Here is a 19569-nt window from a genome sequence, read left to right as displayed (position 1 = left end):
CATCATTCCTTTTGCATGCGAGATACTTCTGCGAGGATGCTTTTAGCTATATCCGCTTTACTCATTTTTGGAAGTTCGGTCGCACTTCCATCTTTATCGTAAATAGTCACGATGTTCGTATCCGTTCCAAATCCTGCCCCTGGGGCGGTAACATTATTGGCAACGATCATATCTGCATTCTTTTTGGCTAATTTCCCTCTTGCGTATTCTTCAACATTGTTCGTTTCAGCCGCAAAGCCTACCAAGAACTGATGGGTTTTATTTTCACCGAGTTCCATGAGGATATCCTTTGTCCGTTCAAATTCAATCACATTTTCCCCTGGTTGCTTTTTCATCTTTTGAGCATGATAAATCTTCGGTTTATAGTCCGCCACTGCAGCTGTCATGATTACGACGTCACTGGAATCGAACTGATCGAATACCGCATCATACATATCTGCTGCTGATACCACTGGCATTACTTTGGCATTGGAAGGTGGTGTCAAATTCACTGGGCCAGTGATCAATGTCACCTCAGCGCCCATTTCGATTGCCTTTTCGGCTAGGGCATAGCCCATTTTGCCGCTGGAATGATTCGTCATGTAACGCACGGGATCGATTGCTTCACGAGTCGGTCCTGCCGTTATCAAATATTTCTTTCCTTTAAGAGGCTGTTGGTGTGATTTGCGTTCATCGAAATATCGATTAAGATGTTCTACGATTGTTTCCGGTTCCTCCAATCGCCCTTTCCCTACATAACCGCAGGCCAAATACCCTTCACCCGGTTCAATGAATTGATATCCAAACGACCGAAGTGTCTCCATATTTTTTTGAACCGCTGGGTGGGCGTACATGTGCACGTTCATTGCCGGCGCAACCCAGACAGGCGCTTCCGTTGCCAGAAGTGTGGTCGTAATCATATCATCCGCGATTCCATTGGCTACCTTTCCGATGACATTGGCTGTAGCTGGAGCCAACAGGATGATATCAGCCCAATCAGCCAAGTCGATGTGGGCAATGACTGATGAATCCTTCTCATCAAAAGTATCTGTATACACATCATTTCTCGAAAGTGCTTGAAAGGTGAGCGGCGTCACGAATTTACGTGCCGATTCACTCATGATCACTTTAACATGTGCACCTTCCTGAGTTAATTTACTTGTCAGGGCAGCAGCCTTATATACAGCAATCCCGCCGGTGACACAAAGAAGTACTTTTTTATCGATAAGCATGCAAATTTCCCCTAACTATACATTCTATTTTCTTCTAATTATGACGGAAAACCGAAAAAATTTCATTTGAAATGCGCATACCATATGAATTTCCCTAAACATTCCATATCTCTGCCTGCTTTCATCATGACTTCCGGACTTTTTAAAACCAAAACAAACAGGCCTGACACCTTGGCCGCAGGAAGGAAGCACTTTCCAAATGTAACGCTCCTGTTTGCTTTAGGGTGTCAGGCCCGATAGGTCAAGCTATGTGTTCTTTTAGTTTTCCTCGTAAGAATTATCGTAAGTCAATTTACCGGAATGAATCTCTTCAAGGGCACGACCTACTGATTTATGGGAAACCGGTTTCGTTACGAGGCAATTATCTTTAATTTGCATTTCCCTGGCACGCTTAGCTGCCACTGATACAAGTGAGTATTTTGAATCGATTTTAAGTAATAGAGAATCAATTGATGGATATAACATAATTTATTCCGCCTCCAACATTTTTTTATATAGAACAGCAACTCTTTCCCGACGGCAATGCTCGGCTATTACAATTGCATTAATTCTAGCACATGCGGCATCCACATGATCATTTTCAACAACATAATCATACAGATCCATAAGTTCTATTTCTTCCTTGGCCACTTTCATCCGGCCTTTTATCGCTTCCTCCGTCTCGGTTCCGCGAGTAACGATGCGGCTTTCGAGTTCGGTCAAACTCGGAGGAGCAAGGAAAATGAAAAGTCCTTCAGGGAATTTCTCCCGGACCTGTTTAGCTCCTTGAACTTCAATTTCCAGAAATACATCTTTTCCGGAATCGATTGTTTCACGGACATAATCCACGGGTGTTCCATAATAATTACCGACGAACTCAGCATATTCCAGCAATTTGCCTTCTTCGATCAGTGCTTCGAATTCCTCGCGTTTTTTGAAGAAATAGTCCACTCCGTCCACTTCACCATGGCGAGGCAGCCGTGTGGTCATCGAAATCGAATATTCGAATGCCGTTCCTGGCTGAGAAAAAATCGCCTTTCTTACAGTTCCTTTACCAACGCCGGATGGACCGGACAAAACGATTAATAAACCTTTTTCTCTCATATTGTTTCAGTTACCCCTCTTCTACGCTGTCATCTCTATCTTGAAGCCGTGCGGCAACCGTTTCCGGTTGAACGGCAGATAAGATAACATGGTCGCTGTCTGTAATTATAACGGCCCTAGTCCTTCTACCATATGTAGCATCTATTAAGGATCCGCGGTCCCGGGCATCTTGGATGATCCTTTTGATCGGAGCCGATTCAGGGCTCACGATGGATACGATCCGGTTTGCGGAAACGATATTCCCAAAACCAATATTAATGAGCTTAATTGACATTTTTGTCCCCCATTCATATCTATTGTCACCTTGTTAGGTTCATCATAAACCGACTACTCGATATTTTGAACCTGTTCCTTTAATTTTTCAAGCAGACTTTTCATTTCCACCACTTCTTTGGTAATGGCTGAATCATTTGCCTTTGATCCAATCGTATTGACTTCCCTATTCATTTCCTGGACAAGGAAGTCGAGTTTCCTTCCAATTGGTTCACTATGGGTAAGCGTCCTTGAAAATTGCTGTACATGGCTATCGAGTCTGGTCAGTTCTTCATTTATATCACATTTATCAGCAAAAATGGCCGCTTCTGTCACAATGCGGCTATCTTCGATCAATCCTTCAGTCAACTCTGCCAGTTTGATTTCCAAGCGGGCTTTATATTTTTCGACGACTGAAGGTGCATGCATTTTGACACCTGCTACAATCTCACCAAACTTTTCAAGCTGGCGTTTCATGTCCAAGGCCAGTTCCTGACCTTCCAAATTCCGCATTTTTTTCAGGTTTTCCAATGCTCCCGTGACAGCCTTCAATAAAAGGGATTCCAAATCGGCAGGAACCGCAGGTACTTCCTCGGTTATGAAAATCGATTCAAGTTGCAGCATATCCTGTAATGTAATGGAACTTTCCAGATTGTATTTTCCCTTGACTTCTTCCATCAATCCCACATACTGATCAGCAAGATCCCAATCGATCTTCACCTTTTTGGAAACCAGGCTCTCACCTTCAACTGTAATGAAGATTTCCACCCGTCCCCTTCTTATGTATTGATTCGCCTTCTTCTTCACCTTTTCTTCCAAAACCAAAAGCTGGCGCGGCATTCGAATCGTATATTCACAAAAACGATGGTTCACGGTCTTAATTTCAGCAAAAACCTTGACCTGTTCGTTTTCCGCTTCTTCTCTTCCATAGCCCGTCATACTGGTAACCATGGTTCCACATCCTATCAAACATAATGTAGTAATTTAGCCTTTAACATTCATTATATATTAGCTACAGCACGAAAACTTTAGCTCACAAATAAAATACTACAAAAATAAAAAGGCAATAGAGCAAGACTCTACCACCTTAAAGATTATATCATATATCATTGTGCTTTTCTTGCTAAAAAGGTTCCAGCCAGTAAAAAAGTTGGAATGGATGCCATTCCTATTACTAATAGCCAATCCCTTCCCGAAATCGGTACCGTATGAAAGATTGTTTGTAAAGGCTGCACATACATGACGGCTACCATCAATAATAGGGAGGATAATACCGCCCCCACTAGATAAAGGTTACCGAATGGATTTCTCGAGAAGATCGAACGTTCACTTCGGCAATCGAATACATGTATAAGCTGAGCCAGTACCAAGGTAGCGAAAGCAATCGTTTGTGCATAAGCAAGGTTTTCCGGATTTGCACGATATACAACATAAAATGCGATCAATGTAGAAACCCCGATCAGAAAACCGCGTGAGATGATCTTCCAACCAAGCCCTCTTCCAAAAACACCTTCATTGGCATTTCTTGGATTTCTTTTCATTACATCTTCTTCGGCGGCATCCAGGCCCAACGCCATCGCGGGCAGTCCGTCAGTTACAAGGTTCACGAATAAGATCTGGATTGGTATCAAAGGTAAAGGCAAGGCACATAGCATCGCAAAAAACATGACCAAGATCTCCCCCACATTGGAAGCAAGCAGATAACGGATGAACTTCCTGATGTTTTCATAAATATTCCTGCCTTCTTTGATGGCCGATTTAATTGTGGCAAAATTATCATCAACCAATATCAAGGAAGAAGCTTCCTTCGCGACATCAGTACCCGTGATGCCCATGGATATACCAATATCCGCTGATTTTATTGCAGGGGCATCATTGACTCCATCCCCTGTCATTGCAACGACATGTCCTTTATTTTGCAAGGCTTTTACGATTTTCAACTTATGTTCCGGGGAAACGCGGGCAAATACCGAAACACTTTCAACAACTTCCTCAAGTTCCCCGACATCCATGTCCGCCAATTGCCGTCCTTCAAGTACACGTTCTTTTCCTTTTAAAATACCAAGTTCTTTAGCTATTGCCTTTGCGGTTATTACATGGTCGCCAGTAATCATGACAGTTTTGATCCCGGCATCCCGGCATTCCTTAACTGCCTGCTTCACCTCCGGACGCGGGGGATCGATCATGCCCTGCAGTCCCATGAAAGTCAAATTGCGCTCAGCTTCGGTTTCTTGAAGCAAAATCGTTCCTTTTGAAAGGGGTTTATAACCAACAGCAATCATTCTAAGTGCCTGCGAGGCAAGCTCATTCATGTCCTGCTGTACCCTTTCCTTACTCTCCCGATTTAATATTTCCGACCTTCCTTCCCAAAGAATCGTATCGGACTGGGCGATCAATACGTCAGGGGCCCCTTTTGCGATTACAAAATGATTATCTTTATCATCCTTCACTATGACACTCATCATTTTGCGGCTCGAGTCAAACGGAAACTCCTTGACTATCGTAAACCTCTTAGACAGGTGTTCCCTCGTCAATCCCGCTTTCATTGCCGCAACCAACATCGCCCCTTCTGTCGGATCACCGTCTAAAATATATTGTTTACCATTCTCCTTTAACTCAGCCTTGTTACAGAGCATGCCAAATGTAATTATTTGCAACAATGCATTATGGTTTCTCGGGGCAACGGAAACTCCCTCTAAAGAAAACTCTCCGACAGGTTTATAACCAGTACCGCTGACATCCCAAGTTTTCCCTCCACTCCAAACCTTCGTCACCGTCATTTTGTTTTGGGTCAGTGTTCCTGTCTTATCTGAGCAAATCACCGTTGCGCAGCCTAGCGTTTCTACGGCAGGAAGTTTGCGGACAATCGCTTTTTGTTTGATCATTCGCTGAACGCCTAAAGACAAGGCTACGGTCACAATGGCTGGCAAGCCTTCGGGAATCGCCGCAACAGCCAATGATACCCCGGCCAAAAACATCGTATAAAGGTCATGCCCTTGAATGACACCAGTCAGGACCACGATTACAGTTAATATTAAAGCCGTGACGATCAAAATTTTGCCTAGCTGCTCCAACCTCCGCTGTAGCGGTGTTTCTTTTGTTTCTGCAGTCTGCAGGAGATCCGCAATCTTGCCCATCGCCGTATCCATACCTGTAGCGGTTACGATTCCGACTCCATTTCCTCTTGTCACCATCGTTCCCATAAAAGCCATATTTTCCTGATCACCGATACCTTCGACTTCATTCATCAATGGATCGGAACATTTAACGGCCGGGAGTGACTCGCCAGTAAGTGCCGACTCTTCTATTTCAAGGCTTGAATGGTCGACGATCCGTAAATCGGCACCAATTCGGTCACCGCTCGAAAACTTCAGGATATCCCCCACAACGACTTCTTTCGATGGGATTTTCAACCACTGTCCCCCACGAAGCACGTTAACTTGCGGCGCGGCCATTTCCTTTAGGGCATCCAAGGATTTTTCTGCCTTCCGTTCTTGAAAAAAACCAAGTAATCCATTCAAAAAAACAATCGCCATGATGGCAATCGCATCGATATATTCACCCAATATCCCGGAGACCAATGTCGCGGCAAGTAAAACTATGACCATGAAATCTTTGAATTGGGCGAAGAATAAAAGAATGGCAGACTGTTTTTCTCCTTCCTTCAATTCGTTAAAGCCATGCTTTCGCAGCCTGTCCTTTACTTCATCATCGTCCAAACCGTGTGTAACGTTTGTTTGAAGCGCTTTCTCCATTTCTTGATTATTCATTTCCTTGAACTCCATCAAGTATCACACATCCCTTTGAATAGAATGAAATAGGCTCCTGTATACATCTCAACAGGCGCTTTTTGCTTTACCCATCCAACACCTGCCTGCTTACCGATACATAAAACAACCTGCTCTTCTTCCATGATTATTCAGACTCGTCCAAAATAATGCTATAATTAAACAGAATTGCGGAAAGAAGAACGATGCGGATAATATAATGAATGAACGAGAGCTAATCATGATGGATGGTCAAATTTAGGATTAGTCTCAGGAACCTATAAAAATAGCATCCATTCAATATTCCCGAACGGCAGCTTCAGCTTTTCACCCAGTTCGGTTAAATTTGTGATTAGCTAAAATGGGGAGTCCTGATGCACTGATAACGCCTAGCAAAATGAGTATCTTAGAAAATCTTATGTAAAGGAAGTAAAAATAGAATGTCATTTGATGGATTATTTACGAAAGCGATGACGGAAGAAATCGCTTCTATATTAAAAGGTGGACGAATCAATAAGGTACATCAGCCTTATAAAAATGAAGTAATACTGGTTATTCGTGCTGGAGGTAAGAACCATAAGCTCTTATTGTCAGCCCACCCAAGTTATTCGAGGGTGCAAATGACCGAGGAAAGCTATGAAAATCCCAAAGAAGCACCCATGTTCTGCATGCTTCTTAGGAAGCACCTCGAAGGCTACACGATAGAAAATATTTATCAATATGAACTTGATAGGATGATCATTTTTGAAGTGAAGGGCCGCAATGAGCTTGGTGATGTCTCCCAAAAGCAGTTAATCATCGAAATCATGGGGCGTCACAGCAACATTGTTTTAGTCGATAAAGAACGGAATATGATTTTGGACAGCATTAAGCATGTTTCACATGCAGTAAACAGTTATCGGGCGATATTGCCCGGCCAGGAATATAAGGCTCCACCCGCACAAGAAAAGAATAATCCCTTCGATGCTACCGAGGACAATATCAGGAAGAATATCGACTTCAATGCAGGAAAGCTGGATCGACAGCTTGTTGCCCATTTTTCCGGAGTTTCACCATTAGTTGCAAAGGAAGCCGTCTACCGGGCTGGACTTGCCAACAGCACGACCCTTCCTTCAGCATTTTTAAGTATTATCCAGGAAATCTCGGAGCAGAAGTATTCCGCCACGATCAAACAAGATGGAAATAAAGAAGTTTTTTATATGCTTTCACTAGAGCACCTGACTGGCAATCAACGTACGTTTTCTTCATTGAGCGAGATGCTCGACCGCTATTACTTCGGAAAGGCAGAAAGAGATCGGGTTAAGCAAAAGAGCCAGGATGTAGAACGTTTCATTACGAATGAAATTGAAAAGAACTCAAAAAAAATCGGGAAGCTCGAACGTACATTAAAAGATACGGAACGCGGGGAACAGTATCAGTTGTTCGGTGAGCTGCTTACAGCTAATCTATATCAAATGAAAAAAGGTATGAAGGAAATAGAAGTCGTCAATTATTATGATGAAGATCAAAGTATGGTCACCATCCCGCTTGACCCATTAAAAAATCCATCAGATAATGCACAAAAGTACTTCTCCAGATACCAAAAGTCCAAAAATGCAGTCGGAGTCGTCCAAGAACAAATCGAAAAAACAAAATTGGAATTGGCCTACTTTGAAGCCTTGCATCAGCAGCTTCAATCAGCGTCACCCAGAGATATAGAGGAGATTCGCGAAGAACTTCAGGAAGAAGGATACATTCGGCAAAAAAAGAAAAAAGGCATGAAAAAGCCTGCAAATGCAAAACCGCAGCTTGAAACATATTATGCTACAGATGGAGATCTCATTTTTGTCGGAAAGAATAATAAACAAAATGATTACCTAACCAATAAGTTTGCACGCCGTGATGAAATATGGCTTCATACCAAAGATATACCTGGCTCACATGTTGTGATTCGAAATGAATCGCCAAGTGAAGAAACGATAAAAGAGGCAGCCGTATTAGCAGCTTTCTTCAGTAAAGCTAAGCAATCGAGCTCAGTGCCCGTTGACTTCACACAAGTTCGCCATGTTAAGAAACCGAATGGTTCCAAGCCCGGGTTCGTGATCTATGAGCAGCAGCAGACCGTATATATTACACCTGATGCCGATACCGTCATACGCTTAAAGGAAGCGGTAAAGGAGTAAAAAAATAGAGGTGGCCCAATCCTCCGTGATTGGGCCACCTCTATTTTCATGCTGAAATCCAAGCTGTATCAGCCGGATTCTCCCGCCATTTTTTTAGCTTTTCCAATTCATCTGCCGTGATGTACCCTTTTTCATTAGCGACTTTTATCAAAGTCGAGTAGTCACTCAACGAATGGTTAATAATGCCCTCAGCATCGAATTTTTCTTTTCCCTTTTCCAATTCATAAGTAAAGATCGAAACGACTCCTAGAACATCACAGCCTGCTTCCTTCAGCGCGTTAACAGCAGTAATTACACTTCCGCCAGTTGAAATCAAGTCTTCCACAACCACCACTTTTTGTCCTGGAACAGCGCGGCCTTCGATTTGATTGCCCTTTCCGTGCTCCTTGGCTTTGGATCGAACATAGCACATCGGTGCATTTAATTTTTCACTCACCCAAGCTGCATGCGGAATGCCGGCAGTTGCTGTGCCTGCAATCAGTTCAGCCTCAGGGAAGTGCTGTTCAATCAATCCTTTCAATCCTTCCGCTATTTCATTGCGAACCTCTGGGTACGAAAGGGTTAAGCGGTTGTCACAATAAATGGGTGATTGAATTCCAGATGCCCAAGTAAATGGGTCATTCGGCTGTAAGTACACTGCTTTTATTTCCAATAGATGTTCAGCTATCTTATTATTTAACATGATATTCCCTCCCAAGCTGCTTTCATATCCAAATAAGCCCTTAATGGATCTTCTGCCCCCGTTATGGCTCTTCCTACAACGATGGCATCCGCTCCAAATTCCCTAGCCTGTTCAGGCGTGGCAATTCTCTTTTGATCATGCGTCTGTCCTCCTGCATTTCGGATTCCAGGTGTGACCGTTAAAAATTCATGACCGATGCGTTCATGTATGTTCTTTACTTCATGGGTGGAACATACGACGCCATCCAAACCTGCCTGTTTAGTAAGTTTTGCATAGTGGAGGACCGAATCCTCCAGAGATCCGGCAATGTTTTGCTCAACATTCATTTGTTCTTGTGACGTGCTCGTCAGTTGGGTAACCCCTATGCATAATGGACGCTTTTTACCAGCAGATGTTCCCTTATCCAGGCCTTCGATAGCTGCCTCCATCATCTTTTGGCCACCCGCCGCATGAACATTGACCAAGTCGGCACCTAAAGTTGCCAATCCTGTCATGGCCATTTTTACCGTATTCGGAATATCATGAAGCTTCAAGTCCAAAAACACATCGTGGCCTTGCTCTTTTACGAAAGAGATTATTGATGGTCCATTCTGATAAAATAATTCCATCCCCACTTTTACAGCCAGTTTTTCCGAGTGGAACTGTTTTAGGAATTTCTCCGTTTTAATGAAGTCAGGGAAATCAAGAGCGATAATTAGTGACTGTTTCATTCTGCTTCCAGCTCCTTCCGGTACATTCTGAAATATGGTCAAATCCCAGCTCATCCAACAATTTCGGTAATTCTTCAATGATGGTCGGGCATACAAAGGGATCCACGAAGTTCGCGGTTCCCACCGCAACAGCACTGGCACCCGCATAGAAAAATTCAATGACGTCTTCCGCTGTAGCGATGCCGCCCATTCCGATTATTGGAATCGACACTTGCTGGCTTACCTCATAAATCATCCGGAGCGCAACAGGTTTTATTGCAGGGCCAGATAAACCTCCCGTTCTGTTCGAAAGAATCGGTTTGCCTGTCTTTAAATCCAATCGCATGCCGACTAATGTATTTATCATTGTCAGCCCGTCTGCCCCGCCTTCTTCTACAGCTTTGGCCATTTCCACAATATTACTGACATTCGGAGAAAGCTTCACATATACAGGAACGGAAGATACTTCCTTTACCGCCTTGGTTACCTCTTTGGCAACTTCCGGTACAGTACCGAAAGCTATGCCTCCTTCTTTTACATTCGGACAAGAGATATTCAATTCAAGTGCTTTTACATTCCCCACCTTACTTATTTCCCTGGCAACCTTTACATAGTCAGCTATTTGCGAACCTGCAATGTTGGCGATGATGGGAACATCATACCCACCTAGCCAGGCCAGTTCTTCACTGATGACCTTTTCTAAACCTGGATTCTGCAGACCGATGGCGTTCAGCATTCCCGAAGAGGTTTCCGCAACACGCGGAGTCGGGTTACCGAACCTCGGCTCAGGAGTGGTCGCTTTGATCATGATCGCCCCAAGAATATCCAAGTTGAAAAATTGACTGTATTCACGGCCGAATCCAAAGCATCCAGATGCTGGCATGACTGGATTTTTCAAATGTAATCCTGGTAATTCAACTGAAAGCCTGCTCATAGTACCACCTCTCCTGCCCGGAATACGGGTCCATCGCTGCATACCTTTTTATAACTGAAACCAGTTGGATCATCCCCTGTATGACACACGCAGGCAAAGCATGCACCGATGCCGCATCCCATCCTTTCCTCGAGGGACAGGTAAAGCTTTTTCTCACGATAGCCCGCTTCCAACGCTCTTAACATTGGTGTAGGCCCGCAGGAAAAGATCGTTGCAAACTCTTGCTCCAGGTTGTCTATTACAGTCGTAACAAATCCTTTTGTCCCATATGAACCATCCACCGTGGCAATATGGGTATCACCTAATTCACTGAATTCTTTTTCGTAAAAGATGGCTGACTTGGTCTGGAAGCCCAATACATGGATTACCTTAACACCTTTCGCAACCAACATCTGTGATAGTTGATACAGGGGCGGGACACCAATCCCGCCGCCAACCAATAATGCCGTTTCTCCCTTTTTGGCCTCATGAACGGGAAATCCGTTGCCAAGGGGTCCAAGAATATCGACCGCTTCCGCCTCTTTACGCTGTGATAACAGCGTCGTTCCTTTCCCTTCAGCCCGGTATATCATCGTGAACTGTTTTTCACTGCTGTTGTAAGAAGAAATTGAAATCGGGCGTCTTAACAATGGCTCAGTGCCTTCTGTAGTCTTGACCTGGACAAACTGGCCTGGTTGCTTCATCTCTGAAACCAATTCACCTTGCAGAGTAAGTTCAAAGATGGATGGGGCCAGCTCCTTATGATTTAACACCTTCATTCGTTCCTTCTTGATCATATATAGCTCACCTCACGACTTTTTTCCGTTTTTCCCATTGCTTCTGCCGAGAAGGTCATGGATTCTATCACTCTTAAAATAGCTTCTGCCGTATCAAGTGATGTTAAGCATGTCACTCCATTTTCAACCGATTCACGTCGGATTCTGAAACCATCCCGGGCCGGCTGCTTGCCTTTTGTCAAAGTATTTATGACAAATTGCGCTTCCCCGTTCCGGATAACATCCAGCAGGTTTGTACCTTCTTCGCCAATTTTACCGACAATCGCAGTCGGGATGCCCGATTGCTGCAATAGGGCCGCAGTTCCGCTGGTGGCTATCAGCTTGAAACCGATATTGTGGAAACGTCTTGCTAAAAGTAGCGCTTCTTGCTTATCTTTATCCGATATCGTCAATAACACCGAACCATGCCCCTTAATTTTGAAGCCGGAAGCAACCAATCCTTTATATAAAGCCTTTTCAAGGGTGCTATCTTTCCCCATTACTTCACCAGTCGATTTCATTTCAGGTCCGAGAGAAATGTCCACGCCTCTTAATTTTGCAAAAGAGAAGACCGGCACTTTCACAAAGACCCCAGTTTGTTCTGGCACTAACCCAGATTTGTAACCTTGGCTTTCTAGTGTGTGGCCCAAGATGACCTTCGTGGCTAAGTTAGCCATCGGCACATTCGTAATTTTACTTAAGAATGGAACGGTCCGGCTCGAACGTGGATTTACTTCAATTACATACACTTCTTCGTTGCTGATGACATATTGAATGTTCAAAAGACCAATTATATTCAATCCTTTTGCCAATCGGGTCGTATAGTCGATGATTACTTCTTTTTGTTTTTCAGTTAAATTTTGCGGCGGATAAACTGCAATCGAATCACCTGAATGGACGCCGGCACGTTCGATATGCTCCATGATTCCAGGGATAACGACCGTTTCACCATCGGAAATACCATCGACTTCGATTTCCTTACCCGTTAAGTAGCGGTCTATCAGGACAGGATGGTCCGGATTTATTTTCACGGCATTTTTCATGTAATGCAGCAATTCTTCTTGTTTATAGACGATTTCCATCGCTCTTCCTCCGAGAACATACGATGGCCTTACTAAAACAGGGTAACCAATATCTTCAGCGATGACGATCGCTTCATCAACCGATGTTGCGGTTTTACCCTTTGGCTGCGGAATGCCTAAATCCTTAAGTGCTTTTTCAAATTTATTGCGATTTTCCGCCCTATCCAGGTCTTCAAGTGAAGTACCTAGGATTTTCACTCCTCTTTCAACTAGTCCATCTGCAAGGTTGATTGCTGTCTGTCCGCCAAACTGGACGATGACCCCTTCCGGTTTTTCCAAATCGATGACATGCATGACATCTTCAATAGTCAATGGTTCGAAATAAAGTTTGTCGGAGATACTGAAATCCGTCGAAACTGTTTCGGGATTGTTGTTGATGATGATCGCTTCATATCCCGCTTCTTTAATGGCCCATACCGAATGTACGGTCGCATAATCAAACTCTACTCCTTGCCCGATCCGAATTGGACCTGATCCCAGAACAATGACACTTTTCTTGTCGGTAACGATGGATTCATTCTCATCTTCATATGTCCCATAAAAATACGGTGTTTCCGATTCGAATTCGGCAGCACATGTATCAACCATTTTGTAAACAGGGATGATTCCTTGCTGTTTCCGGTACTCATAGACGTCAATTTCGGGAACTTCCCATATTTCCGCGATCGTTTTGTCAGAAAACCCTAGTTCTTTAGCCTTTTGCAATACTTCACAATCAAATGAATGTTCTTTAAGCTGCTTTTCAAAGTCGATTATCTTTTTCAACTTATGCAAGAAGAATAAATCGATCTGGCTCCATTCATGAATGGTTTCGATCGTTTTGCCCCTTCTTATAGCTTCACCGATATAGAATAACCGTTCATCTCCGGCTTTTCGGATCCGTTTCTCTATTTTTTCATCCTCAAACTCGTCATTCAAGTTAAGATGGTATATACCCGCTTCAAGGGAACGGACAGCTTTTAAGATGGATTCCTCGAATGTACGGCCAATTGCCATGACTTCTCCGGTCGCTTTCATTTGGGTCCCAAGTCTACGGTTGGCGCTTTCGAACTTATCGAAAGGCCAGCGCGGAATTTTCGTAACGACATAGTCCAGTGCCGGTTCAAAGCTGGCATAGGTTTTGCCTGTGACAGGGTTCATCATTTCATCTAGCGTCAAACCAACGGCTATCTTTGCTGCTAGCTTTGCAATTGGATACCCAGTAGCTTTTGAAGCAAGTGCCGAAGAACGGCTGACCCTTGGGTTCACTTCAATGACATAATATTGATAGCTGTTTGGGTCTAGCGCAAGCTGAACATTACATCCACCTTCAATTTTCAAGGCGCGGATAATCTTCAAAGACGTATTTCGAAGCATTTGATACTCTCTGTCACTTAATGTTTGGCTTGGTGCCGCAACTATTGAATCGCCTGTATGGACACCGACAGGATCGAAGTTTTCCATATTACAAACGACTATTGCATTATCATTGGAATCACGCATCACTTCATATTCCACTTCTTTGAAACCGGCAATGCTCTTCTCAAGCAGACATTGGTGAACCGGACTGCTTTTCAGGCCACCCTCAACGATCTCGATAAGCTGCTCTTCGTTATCACAAATCCCACCGCCTGTTCCGCCAAGCGTGAAGGCTGGACGAACAATGACCGGATAGCCGACTCGTTCAACGAATGTATAAGCTTCTTCCAAGTTATGAATAATGTCGCTGTCAGGCACTGGTTCCCCAAGATCGTTCATTAGCGTACGGAAAAGGTCACGGTCTTCCGCTTGTTGGATAGCCGAAAGTTTGGTACCAAGAATCTGGACATTGCATTCCTCCAGGATTCCTGATTCGGCAAGCTCAACGGCCATGTTCAAGCCAGTCTGTCCGCCCAAGGTAGGTAACAGTGCATCCGGGCGCTCTTTACGAATGATTTTGCTGACAAATTCCAATGTGATCGGTTCGATATAAACCGCGTCAGCCATTTCAGTGTCTGTCATGATTGTAGCAGGGTTAGAGTTAATCAGGATCACTCGATAACCTTCTTCTTTTAAGGCTATACACGCTTGGGTTCCTGCATAATCGAACTCGGCGGCCTGTCCGATGACGATCGGACCGGAACCAATTACTAGGATGCTTTTTATATCAGTGCGTTTTGGCATGTTTTTTCCCCCTTGTTGGTTGCAGCTTCAATCATTTGTAAGAATTCATTGAATAAGTAGTTGGCATCTTCCGGACCTGGTGATGCTTCCGGGTGATATTGTACGGTGAAAGCCGGATACTTTTTATGGCGCAGACCTTCAATCGTATCGTCATTCAATGCTGTATGTGTCACAATAAGATCTGTACTTTCTATGGAAAGCTCTTCAACTGTATATCCATGATTTTGAGATGTGATGGATACTTTTCCGGTACGAAGGTCCCTAACCGGATGATTCGAACCTCGATGGCCGAATTTTAATTTTGCTGTATCCGCCCCGTTTGCAAGTGCGAATAATTGATGTCCTAAACAGATTCCGAATAACGGCACTTGCGTTTGGATTGTACGGATCATTTCGAGCGTCTCATGAACACTTTTCGGATCTCCAGGACCGTTTGAAAGCATCACGCCATCCGGATGATATTGCATCACTTCTTCGGCCGTGACGTTATAAGGCACAACCACGACATCACAGCCGCGCTTCGTCAACTCACGTAAAATCCCGTGCTTCATGCCGTAGTCTACAAGAACTACCCGCGGGCCTCTGCCCGGGCTGGAATAAGGTGCTTTTGTTGAAACCTGTTTTACCTGATTAGAAGGAATCACCGTTGCTTTCAATTGGGAAACCACTTCATTTGCATCTTTATTGATATTGCAAAGCGCCCCTTTAAGTGCACCTGATTTCCTGATGATTCTTGTCAGCTTTCTCGTATCTATTCCGCTTATTCCAGGTATGTTCTTCATTTTCAGATATTCATCTAGTGATAATTGGTTTCGCCAGTTGGAAGGAAGTTCTGCTGTTTCCTTAACGACGAATCCTGCTATGGCTGGATTGATGGATTCAAAGTCATCCCGGTTTATCCCGTAGTTCCCGATTAATGGATACGTAAGTGTAACGATTTGACCGCAATACGATGGATCGGATAGAATCTCCTGGTACCCCGTCATTCCTGTGTTAAAAACGACTTCACCGATTTTTTCTACGTCCCCTCCGAATGCTTCCCCAAGGAATACTGTCCCATCTTCTAAAATTAGCTGTCTTTTCATCCTTGAACACGTCCTTTTTCCCAAGCTATTTTTCCTTCTGCAATCGTCATGACTGGCCAGCCATAACATTTCTTTTCATTAAAAGGTGTATTTTTCCCTTTTGAAGCAAACTCTTCAGCATTGATTTCTTTTTCCGTTTCCAAATCGATGAGCACGATATCCGCAGTAGCACCTTCCTTTAGCTCTCCATAAGGAAGGGAGAAACTTTCACATGGTTTGATTGTCATGAAATCGATCAATTGCTTTAATGTTATGACGCCCTTTTTAACCAATTCGGTGTAAAGCAGCGGGAAGGCCGTTTCCAATCCTACTATTCCGAAAGGAGCCAGCTGCATCCCCTGCGCCTTTTCCTCTGCCGCATGCGGGGCATGGTCTGTTGCTATAAAATCGATGGTTCCGTCAAGCAGTCCTTCAATCAACGCGTCGCGATCTTCACGGCCCCTTAATGGCGGGTTCATTTTATAATTCGTATCAAGTCCCGGTATATCATCTTCACACAATAATAAGTGATGCGGTGTAACTTCGGCTGTAACTCGGATACCTGCACGTTTTGCATCCCTTACCGTCCTTACCGATTCCTTCGTGGATATATGGCACACGTGATAATGGCAGTCCGCCGCTTCGGCAAGAAGGATATCCCGGGCAATATGTACAGCTTCACATACGGACGGAATTCCATTGATTCCCTGTTCTTTTGAGAATCTTCCTTCATGGACGGAGCCTTTATTGATTAAGCTATTGTCTTCACAATGAGCAACTATGGCCATATCTTGAGCGGCTGCCCGTTTCATCGCTTCCAGCATCATCCCGGCTTGTTGAATTCCTACACCATCGTCCGTAAAGGCGAAAGCACCCGTTTGTTTTAATGAAGAAAAGTCGGTCAGCTCCTTGCCTGCTTCCCTAATCGTAATGGATGCATATGGGAGTACCCTGACATGAGCCGTTTCTTCAATTTTCCTGTTAAGCGCCTCAAGGTTCTCCACTGTATCAGGAACTGGCCTTGTATTCGGCATCGCCGCTACCGTAGTGAAACCTCCTCTTGCCGCTGCAAGCGTCCCGCTTGCGATTGTTTCTTTATGTTCACCGCCCGGTTCACGTAGATGGACATGCAGGTCAACAAATCCTGATGAAATAAGTAACCCTTCAGCGTCAACTACCTTACAATTTTCCGTTGCCAAGTTCTCGCCGATTTTTGTGATGACCTTGCCTTCCATTTCAATGTCCGCTTTTTTGAATGAGTTTTGATTATCTAGCAATACTCCATTTTTGATTACTGTTTTCATGAATGTTTCCCCCTTCGGATTGTTCAAGCACATTTTTTAATACGGCCATTCTAATGAACACGCCATTCTCCATTTGTTTGAAAATTCTTGAGCGGCTGCATTCGACTAAATCACTGTCTATTTCAACACCGCGGTTTATTGGTGCAGGATGCATGATGATCGCATCCGGTTTCATATTTTTTTCACGTTGTTTGGTCAGGCCGAAACTTTCCAGATAATCTCCATTTGCCTGATCGTATTTTTCAACATGCCTTTCATGCTGTATTCTGAGCAGCATGACCACATCCGCTGTAGCTACCGCATGATCGATGTCTTCATACCTTCCTAAACTGTTTGTTGTGTCAAACCATTCAGGCGGACCCGAAAATACGACATTCGCTCCTAAACGGGTTAATGCTTCTGCATTGGATTTTGCAACCCGACTATGCATCACATCACCGATTATCGCAATCTTCAGACCTTTGAAACTTTTAAACTCTTGTTTTATCGTCAATAAGTCCAGTAATGATTGGGTTGGGTGATTTCCGCAGCCATCCCCTGCATTGATTATTGGAATCCCGATCTTCTCATTCAATTCGTCAAAATAATTATCCTGTTCATGACGGATGATCAAGGCATTTACACCTATTGCTTCCAACGTTTTAACAGTGTCATATAAGGTTTCGCCTTTTAACACGGATGAAGTACCCGCATCAAAAGGAATGACCTCAAGTCCCAGTTTTCTTTCAGCCATTTCAAAGCTTGATTTTGTACGCGTGCTTGGTTCAAAGAAGAGATTGGCAACTGTAGTCTGCTGCTTTGGATTCCAGCTGGAGCCATTGGCAAAACCCTCTGCCTCATGTAAAATCCTTTCAATATCAGGTAAAGTCAATTCTTTCATGGTCAATAATCTTTTCATTGATCCTGCTCCTTTCACATTTGTGATGCGGGGCATAAAAAACACCCCGCCATTAAGGACAGGGTGTAGGTCATAAAGATTGTGAGGACACGGAATGGTTTACACTTTATCCCGTTCTCATTCATCTTTACAGCAACACCCTTTTAAGCCTCTCTGGACTTCTTTTAAAAGGTGATTTATTTTTTTGATGCAGTATCTTATTTTTCAAATATATCTCCGGATATTTTTTCCCGGTCCGGAAGAATCAAGTTAAGAAGGATTCCGACGATGGCTGAAAGTGCCATTCCGGAAAGCGAAACCGTTTCCGATAGTTGTACGAACGCTCCTCCGATTCCTAACACCAGGATGACTGAAGCTATCATCAGGTTTCTTTTCTTGTCAAAATCGACCTTATTATCAATCAGCATCCTTAATCCGCTTGATGCGATGATACCGAAGAGCAAGATGGAAATGCCGCCCATCACCGCGCTGGGTATCGAGCTGATCACTGCTGAAATCTTACCGTTAAAGCCAAAGATGATGGCAGTCAATGCTGCCCCGCCGATGATATACACACTGTACGCCTTTGTCATCGTCAGGACCCCAATATTTTCACCATATGATGTCAGCGGCGGACCACCGATGAAGGAACCAATCATGATTCCTGCTCCATCTCCTAAAATCGAGCGATGCAAACCGGGCTTTTCCAAAAAGTTTCTGCCGACTACTTTGCTCAGTACCATCTGGTGACCAATATGTTCTGATAAAGTTACGATGGCGACGGGTACCATGATGGCAATGACCTCCCATGAGAAGGTCGGTGTATAGGTTACATATGGCAACATGAAGTCAGGCATTTCCCACCATTGTGCTGACTTGATCGGTTCATAATCTATTATTCCTGCAACAGCCGAACAGGCGTAGCCCACTATGATTCCCATTAAAATCGGGATTAAGTTAATGAATCCTTTAAAGAACACGTTACAGATGATGGTTACCGCTAAAGTGATCAGCGCTATAACTATATAAGTGACGCTGTATTTATCTTGAGGATCATACATTGCCATGTCCACGGCCGTTCCGGCAAGGCTTAATCCGATTACGATGATGACCGGGCCTACCACAACCGGAGGAAGTATATTCATTAACCAGCGCAATCCGACTTTTTGGATAATCAATGCTACTATCCCATATATGAACCCTGCTGCAAAACAGCCGATCATGGCCGCCTCCGGACCACCTAATGCCTTTGCAGCGATGATTGGCGTAATGAAAGCGAAAGATGACCCGAGATAAGCTGGTATCTGACCTTTGGTTATCAATAAGTATGAAAGTGTGCCCAACCCGCTTGAAACCAACGCTACCGCCGGGCTTAACCCTACCAAGAATGGCACCAGCACCGTTGCACCGAACATGGCGAACAAATGCTGGATGCTTAACGTAATCCACTGGCCAGCCTTTGGTACGTCCTCGACATCCAGTACGATATCCCTTTTTGTTTCTTCCATTTCCGTATCCCCCTCATGAAAATTCCATCAAAACTGCAAAAACCCTCTTTGCAGTAT

General features: G+C 44.0%; 17 protein-coding genes. 1 reads left to right on the top strand and 16 read right to left on the bottom strand.

Features of this window, described 5'->3' with window-relative positions:
- Positions 1-2: 2 nt before the first annotated feature.
- From coaBC to ABC374_RS06535, 7 genes are all read right to left on the bottom strand, one after another.
- Positions 3-1211: a bifunctional phosphopantothenoylcysteine decarboxylase/phosphopantothenate--cysteine ligase CoaBC gene (gene coaBC / locus ABC374_RS06565; RefSeq protein WP_413016567.1), complete on the bottom strand. Its 1209-nt coding sequence runs from the start codon at positions 1209-1211 to the stop codon at positions 3-5.
- Positions 1212-1469: 258 nt separating this feature from the next.
- The gene (gene rpoZ / locus ABC374_RS06560) at positions 1470-1676 is read right to left on the bottom strand and encodes a DNA-directed RNA polymerase subunit omega (protein ID WP_098371057.1); all 207 of its coding nucleotides are present in this window, start codon (positions 1674-1676) and stop codon (positions 1470-1472) included.
- A gap of 3 nt (positions 1677-1679) precedes the next feature.
- Positions 1680-2294: a guanylate kinase gene (gene gmk / locus ABC374_RS06555; RefSeq protein WP_034313809.1), complete on the bottom strand. Its 615-nt coding sequence runs from the start codon at positions 2292-2294 to the stop codon at positions 1680-1682.
- A gap of 10 nt (positions 2295-2304) precedes the next feature.
- On the bottom strand, positions 2305-2568 hold the full coding sequence (gene remA / locus ABC374_RS06550; RefSeq protein WP_034313813.1) for an extracellular matrix/biofilm regulator RemA: 264 nt from the start codon (positions 2566-2568) through the stop codon (positions 2305-2307).
- A gap of 53 nt (positions 2569-2621) precedes the next feature.
- On the bottom strand, positions 2622-3497 hold the full coding sequence (locus tag ABC374_RS06545; RefSeq protein ID WP_137018775.1) for a YicC/YloC family endoribonuclease: 876 nt from the start codon (positions 3495-3497) through the stop codon (positions 2622-2624).
- A 155-nt stretch (positions 3498-3652) separates the two neighbouring features.
- The gene (locus ABC374_RS06540; protein ID WP_413020285.1) at positions 3653-6331 is read right to left on the bottom strand and encodes a calcium-translocating P-type ATPase, SERCA-type; all 2679 of its coding nucleotides are present in this window, start codon (positions 6329-6331) and stop codon (positions 3653-3655) included.
- Positions 6331-6459: a hypothetical protein gene (locus ABC374_RS06535; protein ID WP_260357047.1), complete on the bottom strand. Its 129-nt coding sequence runs from the start codon at positions 6457-6459 to the stop codon at positions 6331-6333. Before ABC374_RS06535 ends, ABC374_RS06540 begins: the two co-directional genes overlap by 1 nt.
- 294 nt (positions 6460-6753) lie before the next feature.
- Here ABC374_RS06535 and ABC374_RS06530 point away from each other — a divergent pair, with 294 nt between their 5' ends.
- Positions 6754-8475 carry an Rqc2 family fibronectin-binding protein gene (locus ABC374_RS06530; RefSeq protein ID WP_413016564.1) on the top strand — a complete coding sequence of 574 codons (1722 nt, stop codon included), beginning with the start codon at positions 6754-6756 and terminating at the stop codon, positions 8473-8475.
- A gap of 46 nt (positions 8476-8521) precedes the next feature.
- Here ABC374_RS06530 and pyrE read toward each other — a convergent pair whose 3' ends face one another.
- From pyrE to ABC374_RS06485, 9 genes are all read right to left on the bottom strand, one after another.
- A complete protein-coding gene (pyrE, locus tag ABC374_RS06525) occupies positions 8522-9157 on the bottom strand; it encodes an orotate phosphoribosyltransferase (RefSeq protein WP_101224604.1) in 636 nt (211 codons plus the stop codon).
- Entirely contained in the window at positions 9151-9867 is a 717-nt protein-coding gene (gene pyrF, locus ABC374_RS06520) for an orotidine-5'-phosphate decarboxylase (protein ID WP_413016562.1), read from the bottom strand. The genes pyrE and pyrF overlap by 7 nt, the downstream gene beginning before the upstream one ends.
- Entirely contained in the window at positions 9839-10780 is a 942-nt protein-coding gene (locus ABC374_RS06515; RefSeq protein ID WP_413016560.1) for a dihydroorotate dehydrogenase, read from the bottom strand. The genes pyrF and ABC374_RS06515 overlap by 29 nt, the downstream gene beginning before the upstream one ends.
- Entirely contained in the window at positions 10777-11556 is a 780-nt protein-coding gene (locus ABC374_RS06510; protein ID WP_352921538.1) for a dihydroorotate dehydrogenase electron transfer subunit, read from the bottom strand. The genes ABC374_RS06515 and ABC374_RS06510 overlap by 4 nt, the downstream gene beginning before the upstream one ends.
- Positions 11553-14759 carry a carbamoyl-phosphate synthase large subunit gene (gene carB, locus ABC374_RS06505; RefSeq protein ID WP_350301965.1) on the bottom strand — a complete coding sequence of 1069 codons (3207 nt, stop codon included), beginning with the start codon at positions 14757-14759 and terminating at the stop codon, positions 11553-11555. The genes ABC374_RS06510 and carB overlap by 4 nt, the downstream gene beginning before the upstream one ends.
- Complete coding sequence (locus ABC374_RS06500; RefSeq protein WP_289352246.1) at positions 14738-15844, bottom strand: carbamoyl phosphate synthase small subunit; 1107 nt, start codon at positions 15842-15844, stop codon at positions 14738-14740. The genes carB and ABC374_RS06500 overlap by 22 nt, the downstream gene beginning before the upstream one ends.
- The gene (locus ABC374_RS06495; RefSeq protein ID WP_413016557.1) at positions 15841-17127 is read right to left on the bottom strand and encodes a dihydroorotase; all 1287 of its coding nucleotides are present in this window, start codon (positions 17125-17127) and stop codon (positions 15841-15843) included. The genes ABC374_RS06500 and ABC374_RS06495 overlap by 4 nt, the downstream gene beginning before the upstream one ends.
- Positions 17090-18025 carry an aspartate carbamoyltransferase catalytic subunit gene (locus ABC374_RS06490; protein ID WP_413016555.1) on the bottom strand — a complete coding sequence of 312 codons (936 nt, stop codon included), beginning with the start codon at positions 18023-18025 and terminating at the stop codon, positions 17090-17092. Before ABC374_RS06490 ends, ABC374_RS06495 begins: the two co-directional genes overlap by 38 nt.
- 197 nt (positions 18026-18222) lie before the next feature.
- Positions 18223-19512, bottom strand: coding sequence for a solute carrier family 23 protein (locus tag ABC374_RS06485; RefSeq protein WP_101224597.1), 1290 nt, complete (start codon positions 19510-19512; stop codon positions 18223-18225).
- Positions 19513-19569: the final 57 nt, after the last annotated feature.

The sequence above is a fragment of the Peribacillus phoenicis genome (assembly GCF_047238085.1).
Taxonomy (GTDB): Bacteria; Bacillota; Bacilli; order Bacillales; family DSM-1321; genus Peribacillus.
The sequence above is the reverse complement of the archived record's forward strand: the minus strand, read 5'-3'. Positions and strand labels throughout refer to the sequence as shown.

Bases quoted from the DNA above. Each gene is read 5' to 3' on its own strand.
- coaBC (WP_413016567.1), bottom strand. From the start codon at position 1,211: ATGCTTATCGATAAAAAAGTACTTCTTTGTGTCACCGGCGGGATTGCT.
- gmk (WP_034313809.1), bottom strand. From the start codon at position 2,294: ATGAGAGAAAAAGGTTTATTAATCGTTTTGTCCGGTCCATCCGGCGTT.
- pyrE (WP_101224604.1), bottom strand. From the start codon at position 9,157: ATGTTAAATAATAAGATAGCTGAACATCTATTGGAAATAAAAGCAGTG.
- pyrF (WP_413016562.1), bottom strand. From the start codon at position 9,867: ATGAAACAGTCACTAATTATCGCTCTTGATTTCCCTGACTTCATTAAA.
- ABC374_RS06485 (WP_101224597.1), bottom strand. From the start codon at position 19,512: ATGGAAGAAACAAAAAGGGATATCGTACTGGATGTCGAGGACGTACCA.
- ABC374_RS06515 (WP_413016560.1), bottom strand. From the start codon at position 10,780: ATGAGCAGGCTTTCAGTTGAATTACCAGGATTACATTTGAAAAATCCA.
- ABC374_RS06510 (WP_352921538.1), bottom strand. From the start codon at position 11,556: ATGATCAAGAAGGAACGAATGAAGGTGTTAAATCATAAGGAGCTGGCC.
- remA (WP_034313813.1), bottom strand. From the start codon at position 2,568: ATGTCAATTAAGCTCATTAATATTGGTTTTGGGAATATCGTTTCCGCA.
- rpoZ (WP_098371057.1), bottom strand. From the start codon at position 1,676: ATGTTATATCCATCAATTGATTCTCTATTACTTAAAATCGATTCAAAA.
- ABC374_RS06540 (WP_413020285.1), bottom strand. From the start codon at position 6,331: ATGGAGTTCAAGGAAATGAATAATCAAGAAATGGAGAAAGCGCTTCAA.
- ABC374_RS06500 (WP_289352246.1), bottom strand. From the start codon at position 15,844: ATGAAAAGACAGCTAATTTTAGAAGATGGGACAGTATTCCTTGGGGAA.
- ABC374_RS06535 (WP_260357047.1), bottom strand. From the start codon at position 6,459: ATGGAAGAAGAGCAGGTTGTTTTATGTATCGGTAAGCAGGCAGGTGTT.
- ABC374_RS06530 (WP_413016564.1), top strand. From the start codon at position 6,754: ATGTCATTTGATGGATTATTTACGAAAGCGATGACGGAAGAAATCGCT.
- ABC374_RS06490 (WP_413016555.1), bottom strand. From the start codon at position 18,025: ATGAAAAGATTATTGACCATGAAAGAATTGACTTTACCTGATATTGAA.
- ABC374_RS06545 (WP_137018775.1), bottom strand. From the start codon at position 3,497: ATGGTTACCAGTATGACGGGCTATGGAAGAGAAGAAGCGGAAAACGAA.
- ABC374_RS06495 (WP_413016557.1), bottom strand. From the start codon at position 17,127: ATGAAAACAGTAATCAAAAATGGAGTATTGCTAGATAATCAAAACTCA.
- carB (WP_350301965.1), bottom strand. From the start codon at position 14,759: ATGCCAAAACGCACTGATATAAAAAGCATCCTAGTAATTGGTTCCGGT.